A 25424-nucleotide genomic window follows, 5' to 3' on the forward strand; every position below is an offset into this window, starting at 1 on the left:
CACTAACCACTAACCACTAACCACTAACCACTAACCACTAACCACTAACCACTAACCACTAACCACTAACCACTAACTACTAACTACTAACTACTAACCACTCGCAACTTTTTACTAACTCCCCCATCTGTACTATCTTTTCTAAATCCAACTTGCAGGACAGTAAGATGTATTTAGTTAGACTGATTTACACAAGTGAAATTAGCGATGGGTTTGGGCCCAATGACATCGAAGATATTCTCGAGAAAGCTAAGCAGAATAATGCAGAAAGTAATGTAACTGGGCTACTTTGTTTTAATAGTACTCACTTTATGCAATGCCTTGAGGGGTCACGAAAAGCAGTTAATGATACTTATCATCGTATTCTTAATGACAAGAGACATCGCAATATCATCATGCTGAATTACTGTGAAATTTATGAAAGAGAGTTTGAAAATTGGTCTATGGGTTACATTCCTTACAGTAAACAAGTGACCCCTATTAACCTTAAGTATTCAGGTACCAGCGAATTTAACCCATTAGCCATGTCGGCAGGAAGCGCCCATAAACTTATGTTGGCTTTACGGGACTCATTGCTCAAACATACAATGTAGGGCTTGTAAGTGTCACTACAGGGACACTTGCTCACCTTCATTCAATATGTAAAGAGGAACTTGGCTGTTCATCTGTTTTTGCATATGCAGTAATCTTAATAATGCAGAGTGACTTGAATGGTCACCCATTTGCCAGCTTGAGTTGCCATAACCCCATGGGATCATCACTTTACAGCTTAGCTCCTCCGCGGCGTTTAAGCTGTCTTCTGGCGTTGTATGAACATAGCGATACCACTTACCGTTTTCTTCATGGTAATAAGAAGCGATAGGCATTAAACATACATCAATCTCGCCGTATTTTTGATTAATATCTTGAAAGTGTTTTGAGTAACCGGTATCACCAGCAAAAAACAAGGTTCTACCATTTTGCTCAAGTAACCAACCATTCCATAAATCTTTATTGTGGTCGTCGTAAATGAAAGGCACCATTATACGACTGCTAAAATGATGAGCTGGCAGCGCATGAATCGTTAAATCATTAATTTGTGTACTTGCGTACCACGCCATTTCGGAAATATTAAAGCCACCCGTCGGGAAGTTATCTGCAAACCCTAATGGCACTAAGTAGCGGGGGGTATTGCCAATCTCTTCTATATCCGCCTTGTTAAAATGGTCATAGTGAATGTGTGAGTACATTACAGCATCTAAGCCATTAAGTTCAGCTTGTGATGGCCAAAAACCAGGTTTGCGATAAATGCCCCCAGCAAGCTTAAAGGCAAAGTCTACGGGCGAATCAAACTGATCTTTAACAGGGTCAAACAACAGCTGCTCACCATTTGGTGATTGAATATAAAACCCAGCATGACCTAACCAGCGCACCGTAAAACCTGAGTTGATTGCAGGCACATTTTGTTCTGCGTGAAACTGGCATTGTGAGTTGCTGTCATCGCACACCAGTAGTTCTGACTCTTCATAGCAATTGTCGGTGCAGGTTGTTGGGTATTCTTTATCACCCGGATAAAGGTTGTGGTAGCGACCTTCGTACTCACCCTCGGTTTTTAACGGAGTGATAGTGCCTTCACCGGCAATAACATTAACAGTGTTTGAATTACTGCATGCACTTAAAAGTGCTGCTGCAATAAGTGTTGAGAGTGTTTTTAAATGCATACCATGCTTACTTTTTATTCTTTGCAGTGAGTTTAGCAAAATAAAATTTAAGATAAATCATTAAAAAGTAACAAGAGGTTACATAAAAAAGCCTACGTTTAAGTAGGCTTTTGTTATTAATAGCTTGAGCTGATTAGCCCGCTTTGTTCATTTGCTCAATGAACTTATTAGAGTCTTCGATAGATTTGTTCATGTCGTCCATTAACACTTTTATATCGCGTTTTAGGCTTGTGAACTCACCTTTGATAGCAGTTACAGCTTGTGCGTTTAGATTATGTTTTAAGTACAAAACATTATCATGAAGTGATGATAATACTGGCTCCATTTTGCTTTCTGCGCTGCGCATTGAGCGAAGTAGTTGAACAAATTGGCGCTTAGTTGCATTGAGCTTTTTGCTGCTTTCACGTTTAAGAGAGGCGCTTTTGTATTGCTCTAGCTCATCGGCCCATTCATCAAATAGCGCTTCAGCTACATCTTCTACTTTATTGATATTGCTTGTTACGTCGTTTGCTGCCGCTAAGCTCGACTCGTAATCATCATTCAGTTGATTGTAGGCATCTTGTAGTTCACCACCATCAAAATTGATAAGCGTAGTTAATCTGTCTAATGCTGATTGAAACTCTTCTTGTGACTCTTGCTGTGCTTCTTTTGTTTCTTCTACGCGGTCCACTAAAATGTCGCGCTTATGCACACCGACAGACTCCATGGCTGAGTAGTAAGCTGACTGACAGCCTGATAATGCCATTGTTACTGCAAATAGTGGTGCACTTAAAAGTGTCAGTTTTTTCATTGAGAATCCTTTTTAGGTACCTTTCATTTCAAATTATGTGGTGGATTGCTATGATTATCAAAACATTTTAGCAGAAATTAGATTCTATGGATGAGAAGCTCAGTCGATATAAGTTGCAATTAAGCACTTTTTTAAAGCAACAACCTACTTGGTGGATGCAGTATCTTACTCGTTGTATTGACGATCAAATCACTGTTAATGCTGGGTACTTGGCTTATGTGACCTTATTATCAATCGTGCCTTTAGTGGCGGTTGGTGTGGCTATTTTTTCTGCTTTCCCAGGATTCGAAAGCACGTTAGTGACCATAGAAAATTTCTTGTTTACTAATCTTGTGCCGACCTCTACAGATGTAATTAAAGAGCATATCAGCGCTTTTGCCGGTAATGCGAATAAAATGACTGCCGTTGGTGTGGGTTTTTTAGCTGCAGTATCTTTGTTACTTATTCGCAATGTCGATGCTACATTAAATCGAATTTGGCGTATTAAGAAAAAGCGTCCAATGATGATTTCGTTTGCCGTTTATTGGATGGTGCTTAGTTTAGGCCCTGTGTTATTAGGGGCTAGTATTGGTGTTACTTCATACATAGTGTCGTTAGTGTCGTTTGCCGATCAAGGTATCCCCGGCTTTAGCGGCTTTTTATTGAAATTATTACCTTACATAATTTCAATGATTGGCTTCATTATGCTCTATACTTTAGTTCCTAACACACGAGTTCCATTTAGAGCGGCAATTCCGGGCGCTTTGTTTGCAGCTATGTTGTTTGAGCTGACAAAAAAAGGCTTTGCTTTGTACATCAGCCACTTCCCATCATACGAAGTTATTTATGGGGCGTTGGCGACAATCCCTATTTTATTTGTATGGGTGTATTTGTCGTGGATTGTCGTATTACTCGGTGCAGAATTTACTGTATGTATCAGCCCTGAGAATATCGAGGACACGCCTGATATAGAGGTTTAAATTCACTGCACCTAAGGAGAGCGAGGTGCAGTTACATCCACAATATGTTGCCAACCGTGATTATCACTTGAGTGTTGGCGATGGTCATCAAATCCATGTGCAAGAATATGGTGCGTCTACAGGGATTGCTGTGGTGTTATGCCATGGCGGGCCTGGTGCGGGTCTATGCCCTGAAAACTGCCGCTTTTTCGACTTAGAACGTTTTCGGGTGATCATGTTCAGTCAGCGCGGTTGCGGTCACTCAACCCCCCATGATAGTTCAACCAATACAACCTCAGAATTAGTCGCCGATCTCGAGTATTTACGCCAGCAACTGGGTATTGAAAAGTGGCTGGTGTGTGGTGAGTCATGGGGTGCCACTTTGGCACTTGTCTATGCTATTCATCACCAAGAGCATGTTGCAGGGCTTATTTTACGGGCTAGCTTTTTAGCATGTAACAGTGACTTTGAGTGGCTTTACACAACAAAAGGAGCCGGCGCGCATTTTTACCCTGAGTGCTTTAATGAATTTGCACATGATTACACTGATTGGCGTGCCTTACTCGACTTTTATCAGCAGCAACTAAACAATGATGATCAAATTAAAGCCAGTAAATTTGCCAAGTTATGGTGTCATTGGGAGCAGGTGCTATGTCATGGTGAGCCTTTGACAAACTGGAGTTTACAGGAGCCCCATGTCGGGTTAAATCAAGCAAAGTTAATGGTGCATTATTTTCGTCATCACTGTTTCATTGAAGAAGGCTTTATCGCAGAAAATGCACATCTGCTGACTCATTTACCTATTTGGTTTATTCATGGCCGCGCCGATTTGATCTGTCGATATAGTGCCGTACAGCAGCTTGCTGAACGGTTAAATGCACAATTATTGATTTTAGATGGCATTGGGCACAGCAGTGATAATCAGGTATATTTGGCGGCAATGCGACGTGCCGCAGATTTAATGTATATCAAGTTATCGAGGGATCAATGCAAGGCTTAATTCAAAGAGTAAAACAAGCAAAAGTAGAAGTGGCAGGCGAAGTAGTTGGTGAAATTTCACAAGGTATTTTGCTGCTATTAGGTGTTGAAAAACAGGACACCGAGCAAAGCGCTCAAAAGCTTTTACACAAAGTCAGCAATTACCGCATTTTTACCGATGAACAAGGAAAGATGAACTTAAGTTTGAATGATATTAAGGGGGAGCTTTTAGTGGTTTCGCAGTTTACCTTAGCGGCCGACACTAAAAAGGGTATGCGTCCAAGCTTTTCAAGTGCTGGTACGCCAGAACAAGCCAATACGCTCTATGAGTATTTTATTGCTGAGGCTAAAAAAGCGGGCTTAACAGTGGCTACAGGGCAGTTTGGTGCTGATATGCAAGTAAGCCTATGTAACGATGGTCCCGTTACTTTTAATTTATCTGTTTAACAGACAACTATTTTTTGATCATCACGATGTGATTCACGTAGTCGGGGATTTTTACAATGCTTGGGCGCTTGCCAAACTCGGTGATTAGCAGGTGCTCAAGTTGTTTTAGTTGCGATGGGTGATTAGATAAAAAATTAATGAACAACAAGCCATCTTTTGCCATCGCTGCTCTTAGTTTGGTGTAAAACTGGTGCTTGTATAAAAATAATGGCGCATCTACCTCACTGAATAAATCTAGGATAATCCAATTGTATTCGTTGTTTTGCTCTAATACTTGCTGCGCATCAAAACAGTGCAGATTATTGGCATGATCGCCACCAAAGTAACGTTTATAGCAGTGAATTATGTCGGGGTTTTTATCAACCGATGTCAGTTGGCTGTCAGGGTAGGTGTGCTGTAAGTAATTACGAATAGCACCACCGCCCAGCCCTAGTTCTAAAATCTTTTTAGGTTCTTCTAAGTCTTGCCAAAGCTTTGCAAGGTATTGTAAATGCGGGAAAAGTAATCTGGCAGGTCGGCGTTTTTCAATGACCGATTGCAGAGTTTCGTTGATCAGTAACCAGCGTAATTGGTTAAGTTGCCTAACTTGAATACTGTAATTGCCTTGTTTATGCCAATAGATGAGTTGCCCTAATCGGTGGCAGTCCTCAATAAAACTATGTTTTACTGCGCCACTGGGTTCAAGAAAATGTTCCATATTTCGGGCCTTTAGCTATTTATTTATTAAAATAATACAATTATTTCAGCATAGACCAGCAGGCTTAAAGTGCAATTGTGCATTAGTTTTTACAGCTCAGAATAATAATTTAGGCTGGGTCACCAAAGTATTATTCCAACTTGTTAGAAGATCGCGTATCGTAATTCGCATTCCAAAGGCCACGACAGAAAAACAACAGACAGTGGCTGAATTATCACAGGAGTTTTTATGTTTAAAGTGACCACCCCACAAAGCAGCGAAGATTGGCAAGCGTACTATTCATTACGTTGGCAGGTTTTAAGAGCACCCTGGGGCGAGCCGCGTGGTTCTGAGCAAGATGACTTAGAACAAGACGCTGAGCACCGCTTTATCAAAAATAATGACGGCGAAGTATTAGGTGTAGCCCGCCTGCATTTTAACAATCATCAGCAAGCGCAAGTTCGTTATATGGCGGTCGCTGAAGGTAATCGTAACCAGCATATTGGTAGCCGTTTATTACATGAATTAGAAAAAATCGCATGGACTCAAGATGCTGACGAGCTGGTATTGTTTGCTCGTGAGCGAGCTCTTGATTTCTATAAACGTCATGGCTACGAATTAAAAGAAAAAGCGCACCTTGCCTATGACGATGTACAGCATTGGAAAATGGTAAAACAAAAGCCCTCTGAGCCGGGTTGGTTCCGTCATCCAAACTGGACACAAGTACTGCAAAACACGTGGCGTGAGTCGATCCCAATCAGTGATGCGATGGGCATTAAAGTTGAAAGCTATACCGATTGGCAGTTTACTACCCGCGCTGATTTAGATGCGAACTTAAACCTTCATAACACTATGTTTGCGGGTTCAATTTATAGTTTAGCAACCTTAACAGGGTGGGGCGCAACTTACCTAGCGCTGAAAGAAGCAGGTCTTGAAGGAAATATCGTGTTAGCTGATGCCAACATTAAATACCTTAAACCACTCAATAACGACCCTCGTGGTAGTGTTGAGCTGGCTGGTTGTAAAGGCAAATTAGCTGATTTAGAAGACAGTGGTAAAGCAAGCTACCATGTGCCAGTAAATGTATACGATGGCGATGTGTTAGTAGCAGAATTTGAAGGTCACTTCATCGTTAAAAAATAACGACTATTTAGAGCGAGCTATTTAAAGCTCGCTCTTCATCTATTGAAGTTAAAGCAAGTCAGTTAACAGAATACCCACACCAAAACGTTCAATATCGGCGTTGTAATCAATCAAGCTCTCACCATAACCATTAAAATATTGTGCGTAGCCACGTAATCGGCCCCAAAGAGGGAAAGACCAATCTAATTGGATTGCACCACGGTTATCTGAATTTAAGTTATTACGGGTCATAAAGCTAAATTCATGCTCGTTGTAACGGTATGCACCCGAAAACTCAAAGTAACCCATGTATTTGTAGATATCTGGATTATCATCGCCACGGGCTTCTAGCTCATCGTCTTTTTTATCTTCAGGAATGCGATACCAAGGCTTAAAGCTAAAAACAAAGCCATCTTTTTCCCATAGGAAATCGGCATAGATACGGTTCCATGAACGTGAGTTAGGCTGGCTTCGGCCATTCGATTGATGTGAGGCACCAATTGCAATTGCCATTTCATCGCCCCAAAGCACATGCTCAGGATCAAGGTAGTTCACCCAGAAGATCTCTGGTTCGTAATTTGTTTCACGAAATGGTGATGAAATATCTTTGTTATAAAACTGCCAAAACGATTGCATGGTAAACGCAAAGAATACGCCCTGATCTTTATCTGAAAAGCCTTCGAAGATAGGCACTTTAATTGAAAGTTGATATTTCACTTCAAGATTATCAAGTGGCTCGCCATCAGTTTGCTCTGCAAGATCTTTTAAACCATCAAAAGGACGTTCATTCGGGTTAGATACGTATGAAAGCGGTAATATGTAGTTACGCTTATGTGGGGTGATCACATTACGGTTTTTCTTGCTCACTTCTTCACGGGCTTTACGCTTATCTAAAGCGGTGAGCTTTTTACTCTCGTCTAAGTCTGAGCATTTTTTACGAAGTTCTTCGAGTGTTTGTTTACCGTCACCGCCAATCGCTTCGTTCAAAATACACTGCTTTACGAGTTCTAGCGCGTCATCTTGTTCGTTAGTTTGTGGTTGTTCAGTTTGAGCAAATACAGGTACAGAAAATAAGCCAGCTGCTGCCAGCCAAATGCGCCATCCCATTGCAGTTCCCTTTCAGTAGACTTGTAAGTAGGTATAATTATAACGATTTTTACATAAGTAACCGTGAACTTGTACTGAATTGTTGAAATTTTAGGTAAATAGAGAGCCCCAAGCTAAGCTTGGAGCCCTGCTGTAACGGCCTAAGGGCATAAGCCGTTGACTCTCACGCAATGAGAAGGGATGAGCTTATAGCTCAAATACGTTGGTAAAAAACTTATAAAGTTCGGTACCTTGATTCACGCTTGCTGAAGCAAAATGCAAAATAGCAATGGCGTCTTTATCAAAACTTAATGTTTGTAGCGGCTGCTCAGAAAGGTAGCGCTCCATTCTTAAAATGCGGGCGATAGGCTCACCAGCTTTAATATGGCCACCCAGTGGGGCAAGATACTCGACCATGCCACCCATAGGTGCGTAGTAAGCTACATAATCTTCAAGCATGCAGGCATAACGTGTCATCGCTTTTGGATGATACGCAGCATCAACTAATACCTCTTTTTGATTGAGGTAACTTAAAATGCTATTTGCATCTTCAAAAGCCGCACTTAAATCGATTTTTTCTTGGCTACCAAGTTCAACAGTGAATGCTTCTACTTGAACAGCAAATTCACGGCCTTGTTTGGCAAGCTCTTCAGATAGTGACCACCATGGGCAAAAACTCGCTTCATCCATCGCGCCATCAAAATCACTTGGGATCAGTAACACATGCTCGATGTTGAAGTAGCTTGCGCTGTCTTTGGCGTATTCAGGGCAATATAAGTGCTTACTCGAGATAGGCCCCGTGTGAAGGTCTAAAACGATATCAGCCTGGTGGGCAAGCTTTTGCAAGTTAAGAGCAATGCGCTTACCCGTTGTTAGGCTGTAATCAGGACCCGTTAATTGACTGTCGATGTCAGCAACGAGTGCCTGTTTAAATGCAGCTTTAAGGGTCGCATCATCACTGTCTTTATGCTGTTCAGCAATCTGTGACGGTAACGCTTTATTAAAGCGGTACATGCGGTTCCAGTTGGTGCCCGTGATTGGGTCGAAGCGACCTAAAGTAAACTCACCTGATTTTTGGTTGCAACCAATAGGGTTAGCATAAGGAACTAGGGTAATATCGCCACGCAGCTTGAGTGATTTTAGCTGCTCAAGCAATTGATAAATTACTGCATTACCTTGTACTTCAGCGCCGTGCATATTTGCTTGTATATACACGTTTGGTCCCGTGCCATCGCCTTTTAAGCGATACACAGGAATTGTCAGTGGTAGGCCGTTGGCAATCTCGCCAACCACAATATTCTCTTGGCTGATTAACTCTTTACTCATGGCGATTACCTTAAATAATAGCTGGCATCTTCAGCGCTACGGATACACTCAATATTGCCTTGTTCAAGGATGTATTCAGCCGCTAATTCGTGGCATAAAAAGTACGGCATACTTTCGGTAAAGCCGTACGCACCACATTGGCTGAATACCAACCAGTCTTGCTCATTTAAATCGCTCGCTAATTGGTGCTCACCTAAGCAATCAAGGGCGGTGCAAAGAGGGCCGTATAAAGTCATTGCCGCAGGCTCAGCCGTCGATTCGCGAAGTAAGGCTGCAGGAAAATCTTGGCTTGTTACAGCAGGGCGAAGTAAATGGTTAATGCCGCCTGATAAAATCACCTGTTGTTGATTGTAATTCTCTTTGCGCTCAACAACCGGCGTTGCGTAATGGCCGCATTCGCCCACCGCATAGCGGCCAAGTTCCATCCAAAGCTCTTTGACACCAGCATCCGCTTTAATAGCCGCCAGAGTCTCGATAAGTGCAGACCAATCAAGTCGGTTAGCATCTTGCGTATAAGGAATACCTAAGCCACCCCCTAAATCGAGAATATTAAGGTTAATATTTATTGAGCTTGCTAGCTGTTGTAATGGCGCAATCATCGCACGCCATAGCTCGGCGAGCTTGTCAGTACTTAGCATATTGCCCCATTGGAAAATATGCAGACCATCAAAGCTAAGAGCTGGGTAATCACTTACAGTGAGTGCTTGCCACTCATCACAGCCCAAACCAAAAGGAGTAAGGCTATCGCCACCAAGAGGGTTCTTTTCGCTGTCTGGCCAACGAAGTTGTACGCGCAATAGAACTTGCAGCTGACAATTTGCTTTTGTTGCTTGTTCGTTTAACCAGCGAACTTGGTTAACGCTCTCGGCCACAAAAGTACGTACGCCGCGAGCAATGAAATGTGAAATTTGTGCAGGGCTCTTTGCAGGCCCTGTGTTGAGCACGCGCTCGCTATCGATGCCTTGAGCAAGTACTTGCTCAAGTTCACCTTTACTTGCAACATCAAAGTTAAACCCTGCGCTGTCTAAACATTGAATAATGCGAGACAGTGGGTTGGCCTTTACGGCATACCAAAGCTTCACATCGGTTTGCGCAGTCAGTTGATTTAAATGTGCAGTTAATTTATCTAAATCATAGATAAAAAATGGCGTATCAAGATGTGTTGAAACTTGTTCAACCGCTTGCTTGATGGGCGTGCTCAAAAAGCTCATTAACGTAAAACCTCTTCTAACAGTAATGATGCATCGCTTTGTTCATCACGGTATTTCACGATCAATGCACAAGACATGCTTAGACCTTGCTCGCGAGCCCATGCATTTGAAGCAGGGCGAGAGCCTGGGATCACAATCGCGTTTTCTGGGATGGCTTCACCTTTGTCTAGCTGGCGCTCGTTAACGCAATCGTAGACAGGAATAGTTGCAGATAAGCGTACACCTGGCGCAAGTACAGCACCTTTTTTCACAACCACACCTTCAACAATAACGCAGCCTGCGCCGATGAATGCGTCATCTTCAATAACCACAGGGCTAGCGCCAATTGGCTCTAGTACACCACCTAATTGTACTGCAGCACTTAGGTGAACATTTTTACCCACTTGTGCGCATGAACCCACTAATGCGTGGCTATCGACCATAGTACCTTCGTCGATGAACGCACCAATATTCACATATGCTGGTGGCATGATAATCGTGCCTTTGGCAACGTGTGCGCCACGGCGAACACTGCTACCACCTGGTACCATACGCACGCCAGCATCTGCTGCAAAGCCTTGTGGTGCTAAGTTGTGCTTATCAACAAAACCACCTGGGAACTCAGTATTAGTGCCGTTTTTAAAGGCTTCTAAAATGCCTTGTTTAACTTCAACATTGGCGTGCCAGTTGCCGTTCTCGTCTTGTGTTGCTGCGCGAACTGCGCCTGATTCTAAATTGTTTAATAATTCTAACCAGCTCATGATAAAACCTGTTTTTAGTTCCAAGATAAAATAGTGTTGTTTGCGTGGGTGATGCTGTCTGTTTGCTCAAGCTCTAAATGCGTAAGCGGCGGACGTAAATGCGGGGTATTTATTTTACCTTGCAGGTGCATCAGTACTTTTACGGGGATTGGATTTGCCACAGCGAATAAACTTTGGATTGCTTGCGACCAATCGGTGAATAGATTTGGGTATTGACCACTTAAACTGCGTTTAACAAACTCATGGGTTTGACTCGGCCAAGCATTCGCGGCAACCGAAACTAAACCTTTTGCACCAGCTTGAGCAAAATATGGCATAAGTGCATCATCGCCACTGAAAATAGCCAGTGTTGGTGATGCCGTTCTAAAGCCTTCAAATTTGCTAATGTCGCCACTGGCTTCTTTTAAAGCCCAAAGATTTCTGTGCTCAGCAAGGTTTTTGATCACCTGTGGTGAAATCTCAACTGCGCTGCGCCCTGGTACGTTATACAACATACAAGGGTGGTTACTTGCGTCTAGTAGGCTTTCAAACCAATGTGTTTGCCCAACAACCCCAGGTTTTGCATACAGAGGTGAACCTAACAGGTAGCCATGAATAGGTAGTTGGTTGCAGTATTCAACCCAAGCAACTTGTTGCTTAAGGTTCATGCCGCCCACAGCAACCATGAGTGGGACACTCGGTGCTAATTGGCAAACATGCTCAACGATGGCTTGTTGCTCTTTGAGTGAAAGCGCCAGTCCTTCACCGGTACTGCCAAGCAATAAAATGCCGTTATTTGCATCTTGCTGCTCAGCGACCAGTTGTTCAAGGGCCGTGTAATCGACCTCGCCAGATTCAGAAAATGGCGTGACAAGCGCTGTCCACAATGGATAGTCGTTTAAATCAAAATTGTTGATCATCTCTCACGAACTTATAAGGTATTCGAAGAGTTTATGCGGGAACATTTGAATGGAGCCGCATGTCGTCGTTCGAACAAGGTATAATTCGAAGAGCGAATGGGCTTAAAATAATAAAGACGCGACGGCCTTATTATACTAAGACCAGAAGCTCTCCACCAAACTAATCAATAGCGCTATGCTATTGTTGGTGACAGTCGCTGGGATTCAGCCCAGTCGCCCGAAATAAGCACCTCACAAACGGTGTTATTTCTCGGCGTTAATTCCCCTCACGTATGATCAACAGAGTCTGTGCTCTTCCCATACGCTACCTGAATAACGCACCTCTTCCAGCCCTTTATGCTCGCTTTAAAGGTTAAAGCCAACATAGTTAAATAGGGTATTGGCGGCGATTAAAGCATTTTAGCCATCTAGGTGTCAAGGCGAAGGATTTGTTTTTTAGTGACCGATTTTGCAACATGGTTACGTATAAGCGTGTTTTTACGTACACTTAGCGTTAACCAAATAAATTGGAAAAATGATGGAAAAATTTAACGATATTTATCTGCGAGCCGTATCTCGAAAAGGCAGCGAAGAAATGCTGCATGCATTGTTATCAAACCCGCTCGATGATACTGATATTGCCAAAATGCATGACGATTTATGGTTAGAAGAGTTTACGCGTAAAGTCTTTCAAAGCGGTTTTTATTGGTCTGTTATCAATAATAAATGGGCTGGTTTTCGTGATGTGTTTTGGGATTTCAGCGTAGAAAAGTTGTTGATGATGCCGCCAGATATGCTTGAGCAAAAAGCCAGTGATGAGCGAATTGTTCGTAATTTTAAAAAAGTACAAACGATCCCAGAAAATGCGTACATGATCCACGAAGTTGCCGAGAAACATGGCAGTTTTAGCCAATTTATTGCAGATTGGCCAACTGACAATATTATTGGTTTGTGGGCCTATCTTAAAAAGCATGGTGCGCGTCTAGGGGGAAATACTGGCCCTTACGCTTTGCGAGCGCTTGGTAAAGATACCTTTTTGCTTTCTCGCGATGTAGAAGCCTACTTGCGTGCCCATGAGTTGATTGATGGCGGCTTACAAACTAAAAAATCGTTACAAGCGGCGCAAGACTTCTTCAATGAATTACAACAGCAAAGTGGCTACAGCCTGCAGGCACTTAGTCAGCTTGTGGCTTATGGTGTAGGTGATAACCGCGTAGGTGTCGCAACACGTTAAGGACGGTTATGAAACTGCAAACTCGATACACAGATATTAGTGAACTACTTGCGATTGAAGATATGCCTAGCGCCGTTGCTGAGCCGCAATTGCTGCTCTTCAATAACAAGCTCGCTGATAATTTTGCGATTAATCACGACAGCGAATTCTTAGCTAAATTACTATCTGGTTCAACAATAGATAAAGATGTTTCACCGGTTGCACTTGGTTACTCAGGTCATCAATTTGGTCATTTTTCACCGCGTCTTGGCGATGGCAGAGCACATTTGCTTGGCGCTATTGCAGATAAAGATGGCACATTGTGGGACTTGCAGCTAAAAGGCGCTGGAGCAACGGTATTCTCACGTGGTGGTGATGGTCGCTGTGCTATTGGTCCAGCTGTACGAGAGTACATTATGAGTGAGGCGCTTTATGCGCTAGGTATAGCGACTACGCGCTGTTTAGCTGTGGCTACAACTGGTGAAACGGTATATCGTCAGCCACCACGCCCAGGGGCAGTTGTTACTCGCCTAGCTAAAAGCCATATCCGTGTGGGTTCATTTCAATACTTAGCTACCCAAGGTGATATAGAAGGGCTAGAAAAGCTCGTTGATTACGCAATTAATTGTCATTTCCCTGACATTAGCAGCACGGGTGAGCAGCGTTATATTGAATTTTTAACTGCCGTACTCGATAAGCAAATTGAGCTGGTTATCAGCTGGATGCGAATTGGCTTTATACATGGCGTGATGAATACCGATAATACCTTGATTAGTGGTGAAACCATTGACTATGGTCCTTGTGCGATGATGAATCAGTTTGACCTAGACACGGTGTTCAGTTCGATTGACCATCAAGGACGTTATGCATTTGGTAATCAACCCAATATAGCCAATTGGAATATTGCACGTTTGGCTGAAAGCTTAATCCCTTTATTTGCTGCTCAAGAGAGTGCCGTTGAGCAACTCTCACCGGTTGTGAATGGTTTTGCTGCTAAATTTAATGATGCATTTAATACTATGTGGCAGCAGAAATTAGGATTAGCAGGTCAGCAAGAAGGCGATCACGCTTTAATTTCAGAGTTACTGGGGTTAATGAAGCAACACCAACTTGATTACACCAACACTTTCAATGCTCTTACTGAATCTTTAGTAAAAGACTTTGTTATAGATTCTAATTTAAAAGGGTGGGTTTCAAAATGGAGGCTCAGAACATCAGCTGAAAGTTACAACACAATGCGAGCCGTTAATCCTGCAGTCATTCCGCGTAATCATAATATTGAAATGATCTTGGCTGAGTATGAAAAGACTGGATCTAGTTCATCAATCAATGAGTTTTTAAAAGTTATTCAAAAACCATATGAGTATGAGGAAGAATTTGCGGCATGGTATCAACCTCCGAAAGAAGGTGATTGTAATTACCAAACTTTTTGTGGTACTTAAGGGTTAATCTTTATGGTTGATAACAATTGTAAATGCTCATTTTTTTAAATCTGAGTGTTCGTTGATTGAGCAAGTTAGCTGCCAGTGTTATGATTTATATCAATAAAATAGCACTAAAGTTTTGCTTTTTAACGAAAATTTACAAATAAAGTTGCTTTCAACTTGTTGATTTAAAAATAACCAATATAATAATGTAATTGGGAATGGACTTTTATCGGTTTTGAAGTCAGTAGATTAGGCTGAATCGACTTTCACCTAATCATAACAAAGCGATCTAAAGGCATTGTTACGCAAAGTTATTTAGATAACCTATTATTTGGGTAATTGACTGAAATTACTCGGCAAGATTTTTGTTCTGTACCGAGTTCGTTAAGTTTTGATTAACTATTAGTCGACTACTCTGTTTAAACTGATTGAGCTGGTTTGACTTAGCTACAATTTTAATTGTGAAAATGGGAAGGAAACAATGAAATTAAAATCACTTACTATTGCTTTAGCACTTGCTGCAACTAGTGCTTCAAGCTTCGCTGCCGAAAAGCAAGGTTTCTACATCGGCGCATTTGGCGACTACTATGACAATTCTTGGGAAAATGTTCGCGACTATACTCCTGGTGGCCTTGATGTTGATGACTCTACAGGTTGGGGTTTAGAGCTAGGTTACCGTTTTAGTGATTACTGGAGCGCTCGTTTAGAATATGCTGACATGGACTTCGATTGGAAAGCTGATCTAAATGACGGTACTTCTGTTAGCGGTACTGAAAGTGGCAAACGTTACGGTATTGACGCTTTATATCACTTAGGTGGTGGTCCATTCTACGGTATTTTCGGTCTTAAAAATCTTGATGCGGTTGACGAAGATCTAATGTTCGCAAACGTAGGTGCTGGTTACCAACACTACTTCACAGATAACTTTGCGTTTAACGCTGAAACATCTTTATACCAAGGTCTTGACCGTGGTTACACAGATGTTGGCGCTAAATTAGGCCTAAGCTACATCTTTGGTGCGCAAAGCTCAGCTTCTGAGCCAGTTGAACCTGCTCCAACAGTTGTTCCTGTTGCGGTTGAGCCAGTTGATAGCGATGGCGATAACATCCCTGATGCTGATGACCAATGTGCAAACACGCCAATGACTGACGCTGTTGATGGTACTGGCTGTACATTATATGAAGATCGTGAAGTAACTAAGAGCTTACTAATCACGTTCCCTAACAACACTTCTAAAGTATCTCAACAATACTTAGATGATATTGACCGCGCTGCTAAGTTCTTAAAAGAGCACCCAGGTACTGACGTAGTACTTGAAGGTCACACTTCATCAGTAGGTAAAGCTGACTACAACAAGTGGTTATCTAAGAAACGTGCTGATGCTGTTGCTAAGAAACTAATCGAAGACGGTATTGACCCAATGCGTCTTACTACTGTTGGTTTAGGTGAAGAGCGCCTTAAAAACCCAGCAAATACGCCAGAAGCTCACGCTGAAAACCGTCGTGTTGAAGCGAAAGTAACTGTAATTGAGCGTGTAAAAGTAGAGCGTTAATCTAACCCTTTACGCAAATTTGAAAACCCAGCCTAGTGCTGGGTTTTTTCATTTCTAAAGTAGATAGGAATGATTCTTAATAAATATTCATTTGAATAGCGTTTTTTTCTAGTACTATTCATGGTATTTATAGTGAATATTAAACTCCTTACTTACAGCATGGATTTTCATCTATACTTAAAAGCTTTATAATTAACCGTCAGAATACTATAAGTACTGGGTCTTAATTGGTATTTAGCTTAATACTACCGAGTACTTTCACGTCACCAAGAGGGCAATATTGTGCTACAAGAATATCGTAAACACGTAGAAGAACGTGCCGCGTTAGGTATCGTACCAGCGCCATTAGATGCTCAGCAAACGGCTGATCTTATTGAATTAATCAAAAACCCACCGGCAGGCGAAGAAGAGTTTATCGTTGATCTTCTAGTTAACCGCGTACCACCGGGTGTTGATGATGCTGCTTACATCAAAGCAGGTTTCTTAGCTGCAGTTGCAAAAGGTGAAGCGAGCTCTCCACTTGTATCAAAAGAAAAAGCAGCTGAGCTACTTGGTACTATGCTAGGTGGTTACAACATCGCACCTATGATTGATCTTCTAGATGACGAAGCGTTAGCGCCGATCGTTGTTAAAGGTTTATCAAACACATTATTAATGTTCGATGCTTTCTATGATGTAGAAGAAAAAGCGAAAGCAGGTAACGAATTTGCTAAGCAAGTAATCGAATCGTGGGCAAATGCAGAATGGTTTGTAAACAAGCCTGCAGTTGCTGAAAAAATCTCAGTTACCGTATTCAAAGTAACTGGCGAAACAAATACAGATGACCTTTCTCCTGCACCAGATGCATGGTCTCGCCCTGATATTCCACTACACGCTTTAGCAATGCTGAAGAACGAACGTGATGGTATCAATCCTGAAAAACCAGGTGAAGTTGGTCCAATCTCACAACTAGAAGAGCTTAAAACGAAAGGTTTACCTCTTGCATACGTTGGTGATGTAGTTGGTACGGGTTCTTCTCGTAAATCTGCAACTAACTCTGTACTTTGGTTCATGGGTGATGATATTCCTCACGTACCAAACAAACGCGTTGGTGGTGTATGTTTAGGCGGTAAAATCGCTCCTATCTTCTTCAATACAATGGAAGACTCTGGTGCATTGCCAATCGAACTACCTGTTGATGAGTTAAACATGGGTGACCAAATCGATATCTTCCCATACGAAGGTGTTGTTAAGCGTCACGGTACTGATGAAGTAATCTCTACTTTCTCTCTTAAATCAGACGTAATTCTTGATGAAGTGCGTGCTGGTGGTCGTATTCCACTAATCATCGGTCGTGGTTTAACTGATAAAGCGCGTGCATCACTAGGTATGGAAGCTGAAGATATCTTCCGCAAGCCTGCTCTTGTAACTGATTCTGGTAAAGGCTTCACATTAGCTCAGAAGATGGTTGGTAAAGCATGTAACATGCCTGGCGTACGTCCTGGCCAATACTGTGAGCCGAAAATGACAACTGTTGGTTCGCAAGATACAACAGGTCCTATGACGCGTGACGAACTTAAAGATCTAGCATGTTTAGGCTTCTCTGCAGATTTAACAATGCAGTCTTTCTGTCATACATCAGCTTATCCTAAGCCAATCGACGTAAACACTCACCACACACTTCCTGATTTCATCATGAACCGTGGCGGTGTATCACTCCGTCCAGGTGACGGTGTAATCCACTCATGGTTAAACCGTATGTTATTACCAGATACAGTAGGTACTGGTGGTGACTCGCATACTCGTTTCCCTCTAGGTATTTCATTCCCAGCGGGTTCAGGTGCGGTAGCATTCGCAGCTGCAACTGGTGTAATGCCTCTTGATATGCCTGAGTCAATCTTAGTACGTTTCAAAGGTGAAATGCAGCCAGGTATCACATTACGTGATCTAGTACATGCTATCCCTTACTACGGTATTAAAGAAGGTCTTCTTACTGTTGAGAAGAAAGGTAAGATCAACGAATTCTCTGGTCGTGTACTAGAAATCGAAGGTGTTGAGCACCTAACAGTTGAGCAAGCTTTCGAGCTTTCTGATGCGTCAGCTGAGCGTTCAGCTGCAGGTTGTACAGTTAAACTTTCTAAAGAGTCTATCGCTGAATACCTAGAGTCAAACATCGTAATGCTTAAATGGATGATCTCTGAAGGTTACGGTGATGTTCGTACTATTGAGCGTCGTATCAATGCAATGCAAGAGTGGTTAGCTAACCCTGAACTTATGGAAGCTGACGCTGATGCAGAGTACAAGCATGTAATCGAAATCGATCTTGCAGACATCAAAGAGCCAATCCTTTGTGCTCCAAATGACCCAGATGATGCACGTCTTCTTTCTGACGTAACAGGCGAGAAAATCGACGAAGTATTCATCGGTTCTTGTATGACTAACATCGGTCACTTCCGTGCTGCAGGTAAACTACTAGATGGTTTCAGTGGTCGTATCCCAACTCAACTTTGGGTTGCACCACCAACGAAGATGGATAAAGACCAGCTTACTGATGAAGGTTACTACGGTATCTTTGGTCGCGTAGGTGCGCGTATCGAAACTCCAGGGTGTTCACTATGTATGGGTAACCAAGCACGTGTTGCTGATAAAGCAACTGTTGTATCTACCTCTACGCGTAACTTCCCTAACCGTCTAGGTACTGGCGCTAACGTATTCTTAGCATCAGCAGAGCTTGCAGCAGTAGCGGCAATCTTAGGTAAATTACCTACACCTGCTGAGTACCAAGAGTATGCAGATAAGATCAATGCAACTGCAGCTGATACTTATCGTTACCTGAACTTCCACCGTATGCCTCAATACACTAAAAAGGCAGACCAAGTGATCGTTCAGCAAGCTGTATAATTAGTAATAATTAAATTTACTAGTATAAAAGCCCGCACCTAGCGGGCTTTTTTATTAAGTTTTTGTTCACTTTGGTTTGTAAAATTAATACATTTGTCTACACTGATTATTGTTAAAAGTTAACAGTTGTAACTTTGTGTTTAATGTTGTAACCAAGGAAAGCGGGCATCATTTCTTGGCTGCATAGATTTTGCAAATCAAGGAATTGAACAATGAAAGCACTTCTTCTTTTACTCCCCCTTAGTGGTTCGGCTCTTGCTGTTAACCCCTCTTTTAGTGAAGTCCGACTCGGTTTTGAAACGATTAGCTATAGTGAGACTCTCAATGATGTAGCAGGGTTTGGCAAGTTGAGCCAGTCAATTGATGTAACCAATCCCGCAATACGACAGATATCATACACAGGGATTGATGATGATTGGGGATTCTATATTGAAAGTGCTGCAACAATTTCTACCGAAATTGAAACTGAAACTTGGCATTTGGCAGAGTTTGGCGATATTCAAGAAAATGCATTTAAAACAAAAGCGAATGAGATCGGTTTTAAAGGTGCTTATAATTTTTCAAAAGCCGTACAGTTTACTTTAGGCACTAAGTTTTTTACTTCTAGTTTTACACGCTCAAATTTTGCTTTTGTGCAACCAGGTGCAGCGGCATTTGATGAGGCACTGATTGCTATCTCAGATGATCCAGATAACCCCGCTCGTTTTACCTTACCGGGTATGAATAACGCGAACAATGTGGGCGACCAACAAGATTATAACTCCCAGCTACGCCCCGTGGTCTCTGTGTCAGAAGATCAAATGGGTATCTTGCTTACTTTAGGTGCCCGTTACGATAGTCGTTTAAAAGACAGTTTTAATAAGTACAGCTGGTATGCAGAAGCTGAATTGAGTACACCCATGTACTCTGAAATTCAAAATACTCAATTTGAAACAACTACATTAACCGACAGTTTTAATGGCTGGGGTGTGTTAGGACGAGTCGGGCTACGTTATCAAATAATGTCACATATTGCGTTAATGGGCGGTATTGATGCGCAATACAAATCTCGCGATATAGTGACTAAGAATCTTGAAAATGGTCAACGTCTGCGCGTACCTGAAGTCGAATATAGTAATGTGTCTTTTGCAGTTGGTTTGCAGTGGAGCTATTAATGAACAAGTTCGCCATAATTAGCTCATTACTTTTATTCTCTTTATCAGGGTGTAAAACCATTGATTCTGTTCAGCAAGATTTAGGTTCTCTTGCGAGTAGTATTACAGGAGAAGAACAGGCGACCCCCGAACAAATACAGGCAGCCTATGAAAAAGCCCAAAGTGTTTTCCAAGAAGCACTTACAGCTTATAACCAAATAGATACGGAGAACTTAGCGCAATTTGATGAGGAGCGTGTAGCTAAGGCTCGTAAAGTTTGGGCGGTGCTTGAGCCTGAGTTTAATGAACTGCGTTTAGCTCCTGAACATGCTTTAAAAAGTGCGTCACTGTTCTCATCTGACACGGTTGCAGATGAAGTCATGTCTCAAAGTCAGGAGGTCATTTCCTTGGTTACTGAAGCGCAGCTTGCCAAGCAAAGGATCACATCGGTTTTACAGCCAATTAGAGATGAGTTTGCCATTTTAGATCAATTGGATGCTGAAACATCTTATGAAAAGCGTTATCGAGAGCTCGATAAGCAACATCAACAATTAAAGGAAATGCTCATTGACGGGCAAGAGCAGCAAGTTGCTGAGTATGTACCTAAGCTATTAGAGCAACTCATTGATTTAGAGAAAGACGCCGTTGTACAGTTTTATTTCTCTCAGTATATCGAAAAAATTTATGGGCTAGCTAACTCAAAAAAAGTCGATATATTTCCGACAGTTTATCAGGACGTTCGAAAACAATTAGAGCAGGGTGAAACATTTAGTAAAGCTAACTATCGTGAGTACGAGCAAATTAAACAACACGCTGCTTTATTGTCATTACAAATCGACCGTATTAATAGTCTCTATGCTGAGTACTTAGCCCAAAAATCGGCTATTGATAAAGACACTGTTGAAGCGCACATGCTGAGTCTAGAAAGTGAAATTTATGCATTGACCATGGCTGCTGGTTTGGGTGATCTGAGAGGCCTCTCTTTTCAGGAGCAGCTTCAACAAGTAAGAAAAGCAATTAATTGAGTAAACCAAGAGCCACAGTTCGCTGTGGCTTTTTATCAACGTTAAGGGATTTAGCGTTTATATGGCTAAGAATTTCCCTGCTATAAGTGAATATAATGGAGTATGTATGTTAATTCATAAGCGGCTGTTGGCTGCAGTTATTGGTACCTTATTTTTAGTTGGGTGTGGGGGAGGTGGAGGTAGTGACTCTGAAACTAAACCAGATCCTGTAGACCCCGTTAATCAAAGTCCAACAGTTACTATTAGTGCCGAATCAGAAGGTGCAGAGCAGGCTTCTTTTAAATTAAGTGCCGCTGCCACAGATAGTGACGGTAGCATTGCCTCTTACAGTTGGACATCTGATGCTAGTTTTGACTTTGTACAAAGTGATGGATTAACGAGTGCTGAAGCTACTTTTCAAACACCCGATATAGACGCTGATACAACGGTTAATTTCACTGTCACTGTAACCGATAACGATGGAGCAACAGCTTCAGCAAAGCATAGCGTTATATTTAAACGAAATGTTTCAACAGTGACAATTACCGGGATAGTAACGGATCAGCCAATTGCTAATGCAGAGTTAGAGATTAATGTTGGTAGTGACGTCTTTTCGGTCAATGCAGATCAAACCGGTCGCTATACGATTGAGCTTGTTGTGGACGAATCTGCAAGTGATAAGCTTGTGCTGGTTAAAGCAAAAGGTCTTGATAGCACCAACCCTGGGGTTGTTTTTGTTTCACAGCTAAGCTCAATTCAAGCGTTATTGGAACAGGCTGGTGAGGATAATACGCTTGATAGTGAAGACAACTTTGGCGTCAACATCACGAATGTAACGACCGCAGAATATGCGCTTTTAACACGTAATAATGAAGAACCTCAATCAGTCGAAGAGCTAAACGCAGCACTGCTAAATGTTGATGCTGACGAAAAGATCTTATTGGCAACTCTCATCAAAATCATCGTGGATAATGCAGATTATGTTCTCCCTGAAGGCGTAGAAAGCACACTCGATCTTGTCAGTGACGAAGATATCGCTAAGAATTTTGAAGATGAAGTAAATGAGAAAGATCCAGATCTCATTGAAGAGACGAAAGAAGAAATTAAAAAAGATGAAAACTTAGTTTCTGATAGCGATGAGCCTATTGTCGGTGATTTTATAGTTAACTCACCTCGTTATTATAACAATGATGCATATCACCTTGTTCTGGCAAGTGACGGTACGGGTGAACTTAATGCAAATACAAGCTCAACACTGACAATGAGTAAAGAATCAGGGGTGTATACCTTAACACTAGCAAATAGTGTAGTGACTTACACTGATGAATATAACGATGGCAATGAATCTTATATTGGGCAAACAAAATTAACAGATATTAGTTTTCAAGTTTTAGCAGAAAATGAGGTTTTCAGAACGATTGAAGTGACTCAAACCACACAAAGAACATTGGACTACCAAAATGGTAGTGAACCCGTTGTGGAACCTTCAATTACTCGAACCTATACAACTAACCTGATTGATAAAGCTAAAACAATAGCACTAAATACTACCGAGTTAACTGAAAACACATGGGTTTTAGACCTAAGAGACAATGATTATGATTCTGCGTCATCTGATGATGAACCTGAAACTTTGCGCTTTTATGCCGATGGTACAGGGGATGTAACGGGTGAGAGTACTGAGGTATTTAGTTGGGAGCTCAATGATACTAAGTTATCTATTAGTTATGATGAAAACGGTGAAACTGGGTTAATTGAGTTTTGGTTTACAAAAGCTCTCTCTGCGGGCTACCAAGTGGTTGCATTAGACACTAGTTTTGATGAGCCAAGTAATACATTAACAGGCTTAATGGTTAAAAAAGCGAATGTGACAACAACCGATGAGGATATTATTGGTCGTTGGCATGGTTTTGTTGGTACTTCTCAATCTTATGATTTGAATATTTACCCTGATGGTAGTGTCGCTATTGGTTTAGGGAACTCAAGTTTCCAAGGTCATATTGAAGATGGCAACTTCTCTAGAAAACGCTTTTATTCAGAAACATATGGTCTTGTTTCAAGTTGTGATGGCTTTGCTGATGACTGTTACCTTGAAAGTGAAATGCAACATGAATTCATTAATATCGTTGGTAGCACCTACTACATAATTAGAACGCTAACTTATTACACTATGGCTGGTGAGGCATATGATGAAGTTAAATCGGTATTCATTTATGAATATAGTAAAGACTTGTCATACTCAGCTTTTACTGAAGAGCTATTAGATGGTGCGATTTCTCTTTACAAAGATGATGGCTCAACAGATGCTATTTACATTCAATACAATGATTTAGGTGAAGTGGAGTATGTTGTCCGTTTTGATGGTGTTGAGCATATAGCAACGTTCAATGATGGCGTCTTAAGCTATCAAGTTGATGGCAATACGTGGTTTGTTGAACTGGTTTCTGCGGATGAAAATGCTGTTACTATTTGCCGATATCAGCAAGGAAGCAGTTGTTCAGCTGATATGCAAATTAGTTACTTACCTAAGCGCCCTAAAGTAACGTTAACAGTCAACCCATCTCAGAATGGTAGTCTCTCACCTAGCAGCCAAACTTCGTATTGGTACCAATACGCGTCTTTCGTAATTAGCCCAGATGAAGGGTATGTTGTTGACGAAATTACAGGATGCGAAGGATATATTGAAGGAGATTATTACCTTGTCTATACCACAGGTGCTGATTGCGAAATTACAGCAACATTTAAACCTGCATTATTAGCCGCTGGCGAATATATTTTAAATAATAGTGATTTATATAATGCACCAGCCTTGGGCTTATTACTAAATGCGGATAACACTGGCGCTGTAACTCTCAACGGTAGTTCAAATATCAACTGGTATGAAGTTGATGATCACATTGAGTTATCACCTATCGATAGTATTGTCGTGGAAGAATATACCTCTTTCCCTGATGGCATGACTGAGGTTCAGTATCGCACGGAGATTAGTTACGCTGAATTAATGCCAATGGCAGAAAAAGGGCTTAATTGGCATTGGCTAACAGTTGAATATAGCTATTATGAGAATGACGTTTTAGTGAATACCAGCACTGAAAGTTCCAATGTTTATGCATTTTCTGATGGCGATGAAATTGCCGTTGTTAGTGATGATGTCGTAGGGCAATGGGCTGTAAGCGCTGAACAAGGAGGAGTGCTATTAAATATGCAGATCAATGCTGATGGAACAGGCTCTTACATAGATATTTTGAGTGATGAGCAAGATACGTTTAGTTGGCAGATCATTGATAGCAATTTAGTACTTAATCACAGCAGTGATAATTCAACAGATACACTCTATTTTACTAAAAACATCAACGTTGGTTACCAATTTTTAGATAAGGGTAATGATAACGAGGGGGATTATGTTGATGCAGGCATGTTTGTTAAACGTAATGAAGTAGCCATTAATGCAAGTAATTTTTCTGGTCGTCATCAGTTCAGAGAGGGTCATGATATTGATTCGCATTGGGCTGAAATCCAAATTTATGACGATGGTGAAATCTTCTTTACCTTTGGAACAAGTTCGTATCAGGGAAGCTTTATTAATAACCGCTATATTAGAAGGCTTTATGTAGATACTAGCTCAGGAAGTTGGGAAGCAATTGATTTCTGTGATACTAGCTTGGATACATGTTTCCTTTATGGTGAGTTTGTTTACAAGCTAATTGCTATTGATGAAGCCCGTTATTTTGTCGAGCGTACTGTGGCGTTTGATGATAATGGTACTGGGATGCTAGAAAAATCATCTGCACATCTATATGTACATGATTATGCTACTTCAACAGCAGTTGATAAATTCTACGACTACGACTTATATAGCTTCACTTTATATGAAAGCGATGGCACAGCATGGTCATTAAGTGAGCAGGATTATAATGAAGATAGTCAGTCTTACGATTACTCACTGACGATTGGAGAGCAAAGTATCACAGGTGCTCAGTTGGTTGATGGTAAATTGTCATTTATTGAAAATGGCCAAGACACGCTGCTTGAGCTTATAAGCAACAATCGCACCGAACTCGTTTTCTGTAAGTATTTGGCAGGCAATAGTTGTCAGTCACAAGATCAAGTTTCCCTTTCTATGAGCAATTAAACTTGTCGTAAATTGTGCAACCTAAAACAGCCACATTTGTGGCTGTTTTTATTTTTTAGATTAAATATTCTAAAAAATGTCTATAACGATCTTAAAATTATCCAATATATCTTGCTGGTTTACATAAAAACGCAAATATTCCCTGCTAATTGAATTAAAATCCTCGCCAATATTCTCAACGTATTAAGGCG

At 41.5% G+C, this 25424-nt stretch carries 20 protein-coding genes and 1 riboswitch; of the genes, 12 read left to right on the forward strand and 8 right to left on the reverse strand.

Annotated elements, in window-relative coordinates; translation table 11 throughout:
- Positions 1-167: 167 nt before the first annotated feature.
- Positions 168-593 (forward strand): BLUF domain-containing protein, encoded by a 426-nt coding sequence (locus HUS61_RS15060; protein WP_175083066.1) that lies wholly within the window; start codon positions 168-170, stop codon positions 591-593.
- 15 nt (positions 594-608) lie between these two features.
- Here the strand turns inward: HUS61_RS15060 and HUS61_RS15065 are convergent, their stop codons facing one another.
- Positions 609-1700, reverse strand: a complete 1092-nt coding sequence (locus HUS61_RS15065) for an MBL fold metallo-hydrolase (RefSeq protein WP_175083065.1) — start codon at positions 1698-1700, stop codon at positions 609-611.
- Between the two features lie 133 nt (positions 1701-1833).
- Positions 1834-2490: a DUF2959 domain-containing protein gene (locus HUS61_RS15070; protein ID WP_175083064.1), complete on the reverse strand. Its 657-nt coding sequence runs from the start codon at positions 2488-2490 to the stop codon at positions 1834-1836.
- 86 nt (positions 2491-2576) lie between these two features.
- Here HUS61_RS15070 and HUS61_RS15075 point away from each other — a divergent pair, with 86 nt between their 5' ends.
- Genes HUS61_RS15075 through dtd form a run of 3 tightly spaced genes read left to right on the forward strand, consistent with a single transcriptional unit; the run spans position 2577 to position 4853 of the window.
- Positions 2577-3449 (forward strand): virulence factor BrkB family protein, encoded by an 873-nt coding sequence (locus HUS61_RS15075; RefSeq protein ID WP_175083063.1) that lies wholly within the window; start codon positions 2577-2579, stop codon positions 3447-3449.
- Positions 3450-3474: 25 nt separating this feature from the next.
- Positions 3475-4428: an alpha/beta fold hydrolase gene (locus tag HUS61_RS15080; RefSeq protein WP_175083062.1), complete on the forward strand. Its 954-nt coding sequence runs from the start codon at positions 3475-3477 to the stop codon at positions 4426-4428.
- Positions 4416-4853, forward strand: coding sequence for a D-aminoacyl-tRNA deacylase (gene dtd / locus HUS61_RS15085; protein ID WP_130167197.1), 438 nt, complete (start codon positions 4416-4418; stop codon positions 4851-4853). The genes HUS61_RS15080 and dtd overlap by 13 nt, the downstream gene beginning before the upstream one ends.
- 7 nt (positions 4854-4860) lie before the next feature.
- Here the strand turns inward: dtd and HUS61_RS15090 are convergent, their stop codons facing one another.
- Positions 4861-5550 (reverse strand): spermidine synthase, encoded by a 690-nt coding sequence (locus HUS61_RS15090; protein ID WP_054563460.1) that lies wholly within the window; start codon positions 5548-5550, stop codon positions 4861-4863.
- 228 nt (positions 5551-5778) lie between these two features.
- Here HUS61_RS15090 and HUS61_RS15095 point away from each other — a divergent pair, with 228 nt between their 5' ends.
- Positions 5779-6672, forward strand: a complete 894-nt coding sequence (locus tag HUS61_RS15095) for a bifunctional GNAT family N-acetyltransferase/hotdog fold thioesterase (protein ID WP_054563461.1) — start codon at positions 5779-5781, stop codon at positions 6670-6672.
- A gap of 48 nt (positions 6673-6720) precedes the next feature.
- On the opposite strand, the gene HUS61_RS15100 is transcribed toward HUS61_RS15095, so the two are convergent.
- The 5 genes from HUS61_RS15100 to dapA all read right to left on the reverse strand — a co-directional run bounded on the left by HUS61_RS15100 (position 6721) and on the right by dapA (position 11913).
- Positions 6721-7758, reverse strand: a complete 1038-nt coding sequence (locus HUS61_RS15100; RefSeq protein ID WP_054563462.1) for a phospholipase A — start codon at positions 7756-7758, stop codon at positions 6721-6723.
- Positions 7759-7944: 186 nt separating this feature from the next.
- Positions 7945-9063: a succinylglutamate desuccinylase/aspartoacylase family protein gene (locus HUS61_RS15105; RefSeq protein ID WP_054563463.1), complete on the reverse strand. Its 1119-nt coding sequence runs from the start codon at positions 9061-9063 to the stop codon at positions 7945-7947.
- 5 nt (positions 9064-9068) lie between these two features.
- A complete protein-coding gene (locus tag HUS61_RS15110) occupies positions 9069-10274 on the reverse strand; it encodes a PLP-dependent decarboxylase (RefSeq protein WP_175083061.1) in 1206 nt (401 codons plus the stop codon).
- The gene (locus tag HUS61_RS15115) at positions 10274-11014 is read right to left on the reverse strand and encodes a 2,3,4,5-tetrahydropyridine-2,6-dicarboxylate N-succinyltransferase (protein WP_054552405.1); all 741 of its coding nucleotides are present in this window, start codon (positions 11012-11014) and stop codon (positions 10274-10276) included. Before HUS61_RS15115 ends, HUS61_RS15110 begins: the two co-directional genes overlap by 1 nt.
- 14 nt (positions 11015-11028) lie before the next feature.
- Positions 11029-11913 (reverse strand): 4-hydroxy-tetrahydrodipicolinate synthase, encoded by an 885-nt coding sequence (gene dapA, locus HUS61_RS15120; protein WP_175083060.1) that lies wholly within the window; start codon positions 11911-11913, stop codon positions 11029-11031.
- A 137-nt stretch (positions 11914-12050) separates the two neighbouring features.
- Positions 12051-12247: riboswitch (Lysine riboswitch) on the reverse strand.
- 183 nt (positions 12248-12430) lie between these two features.
- On the opposite strand from dapA, the gene HUS61_RS15125 reads away from it, so the two are divergent.
- The 7 genes from HUS61_RS15125 (at position 12431) to HUS61_RS15155 (ending at position 25233) form a co-directional block, all read left to right on the forward strand.
- On the forward strand, positions 12431-13126 hold the full coding sequence (locus HUS61_RS15125) for a DNA-3-methyladenine glycosylase I (protein ID WP_175083059.1): 696 nt from the start codon (positions 12431-12433) through the stop codon (positions 13124-13126).
- Between the two features lie 8 nt (positions 13127-13134).
- Positions 13135-14547: a YdiU family protein gene (locus tag HUS61_RS15130; RefSeq protein ID WP_175083058.1), complete on the forward strand. Its 1413-nt coding sequence runs from the start codon at positions 13135-13137 to the stop codon at positions 14545-14547.
- 466 nt (positions 14548-15013) lie between these two features.
- On the forward strand, positions 15014-16084 hold the full coding sequence (locus HUS61_RS15135) for an OmpA family protein (protein WP_054563468.1): 1071 nt from the start codon (positions 15014-15016) through the stop codon (positions 16082-16084).
- Positions 16085-16366: 282 nt separating this feature from the next.
- Entirely contained in the window at positions 16367-18964 is a 2598-nt protein-coding gene (gene acnB, locus HUS61_RS15140) for a bifunctional aconitate hydratase 2/2-methylisocitrate dehydratase (protein ID WP_054563469.1), read from the forward strand.
- Positions 18965-19176: 212 nt separating this feature from the next.
- Positions 19177-20118, forward strand: a complete 942-nt coding sequence (locus tag HUS61_RS15145; RefSeq protein ID WP_175083057.1) for an autotransporter outer membrane beta-barrel domain-containing protein — start codon at positions 19177-19179, stop codon at positions 20116-20118.
- Positions 20118-21122: a hypothetical protein gene (locus HUS61_RS15150; RefSeq protein ID WP_063529148.1), complete on the forward strand. Its 1005-nt coding sequence runs from the start codon at positions 20118-20120 to the stop codon at positions 21120-21122. The genes HUS61_RS15145 and HUS61_RS15150 overlap by 1 nt, the downstream gene beginning before the upstream one ends.
- 106 nt (positions 21123-21228) lie before the next feature.
- Positions 21229-25233: a PKD domain-containing protein gene (locus HUS61_RS15155; protein WP_175083056.1), complete on the forward strand. Its 4005-nt coding sequence runs from the start codon at positions 21229-21231 to the stop codon at positions 25231-25233.
- The last annotated feature ends 191 nt before the right edge of the window (positions 25234-25424 follow it).

It is taken from the genome of Pseudoalteromonas sp. 0802 (genome assembly GCF_013350085.1).
GTDB lineage: Bacteria > Pseudomonadota > Gammaproteobacteria > Enterobacterales > Alteromonadaceae > Pseudoalteromonas.

What these genes read in the sequence shown, in the direction of transcription:
- HUS61_RS15065 (WP_175083065.1), bottom strand. Translation starts at nt 1,700, where the DNA reads ATGCATTTAAAAACACTCTCAACACTTATTGCAGCAGCACTTTTAAGT.
- HUS61_RS15060 (WP_175083066.1), top strand. Translation starts at nt 168, where the DNA reads ATGTATTTAGTTAGACTGATTTACACAAGTGAAATTAGCGATGGGTTT.
- HUS61_RS15150 (WP_063529148.1), top strand. Translation starts at nt 20,118, where the DNA reads ATGAACAAGTTCGCCATAATTAGCTCATTACTTTTATTCTCTTTATCA.
- HUS61_RS15155 (WP_175083056.1), top strand. Translation starts at nt 21,229, where the DNA reads ATGTTAATTCATAAGCGGCTGTTGGCTGCAGTTATTGGTACCTTATTT.
- HUS61_RS15100 (WP_054563462.1), bottom strand. Translation starts at nt 7,758, where the DNA reads ATGGGATGGCGCATTTGGCTGGCAGCAGCTGGCTTATTTTCTGTACCT.
- HUS61_RS15105 (WP_054563463.1), bottom strand. Translation starts at nt 9,063, where the DNA reads ATGAGTAAAGAGTTAATCAGCCAAGAGAATATTGTGGTTGGCGAGATT.
- HUS61_RS15125 (WP_175083059.1), top strand. Translation starts at nt 12,431, where the DNA reads ATGGAAAAATTTAACGATATTTATCTGCGAGCCGTATCTCGAAAAGGC.
- HUS61_RS15070 (WP_175083064.1), bottom strand. Translation starts at nt 2,490, where the DNA reads ATGAAAAAACTGACACTTTTAAGTGCACCACTATTTGCAGTAACAATG.
- HUS61_RS15145 (WP_175083057.1), top strand. Translation starts at nt 19,177, where the DNA reads ATGAAAGCACTTCTTCTTTTACTCCCCCTTAGTGGTTCGGCTCTTGCT.
- HUS61_RS15135 (WP_054563468.1), top strand. Translation starts at nt 15,014, where the DNA reads ATGAAATTAAAATCACTTACTATTGCTTTAGCACTTGCTGCAACTAGT.
- HUS61_RS15090 (WP_054563460.1), bottom strand. Translation starts at nt 5,550, where the DNA reads ATGGAACATTTTCTTGAACCCAGTGGCGCAGTAAAACATAGTTTTATT.
- HUS61_RS15095 (WP_054563461.1), top strand. Translation starts at nt 5,779, where the DNA reads ATGTTTAAAGTGACCACCCCACAAAGCAGCGAAGATTGGCAAGCGTAC.
- dapA (WP_175083060.1), bottom strand. Translation starts at nt 11,913, where the DNA reads ATGATCAACAATTTTGATTTAAACGACTATCCATTGTGGACAGCGCTT.
- dtd (WP_130167197.1), top strand. Translation starts at nt 4,416, where the DNA reads ATGCAAGGCTTAATTCAAAGAGTAAAACAAGCAAAAGTAGAAGTGGCA.
- HUS61_RS15110 (WP_175083061.1), bottom strand. Translation starts at nt 10,274, where the DNA reads ATGAGCTTTTTGAGCACGCCCATCAAGCAAGCGGTTGAACAAGTTTCA.
- HUS61_RS15115 (WP_054552405.1), bottom strand. Translation starts at nt 11,014, where the DNA reads ATGAGCTGGTTAGAATTATTAAACAATTTAGAATCAGGCGCAGTTCGC.
- HUS61_RS15130 (WP_175083058.1), top strand. Translation starts at nt 13,135, where the DNA reads ATGAAACTGCAAACTCGATACACAGATATTAGTGAACTACTTGCGATT.
- HUS61_RS15075 (WP_175083063.1), top strand. Translation starts at nt 2,577, where the DNA reads ATGGATGAGAAGCTCAGTCGATATAAGTTGCAATTAAGCACTTTTTTA.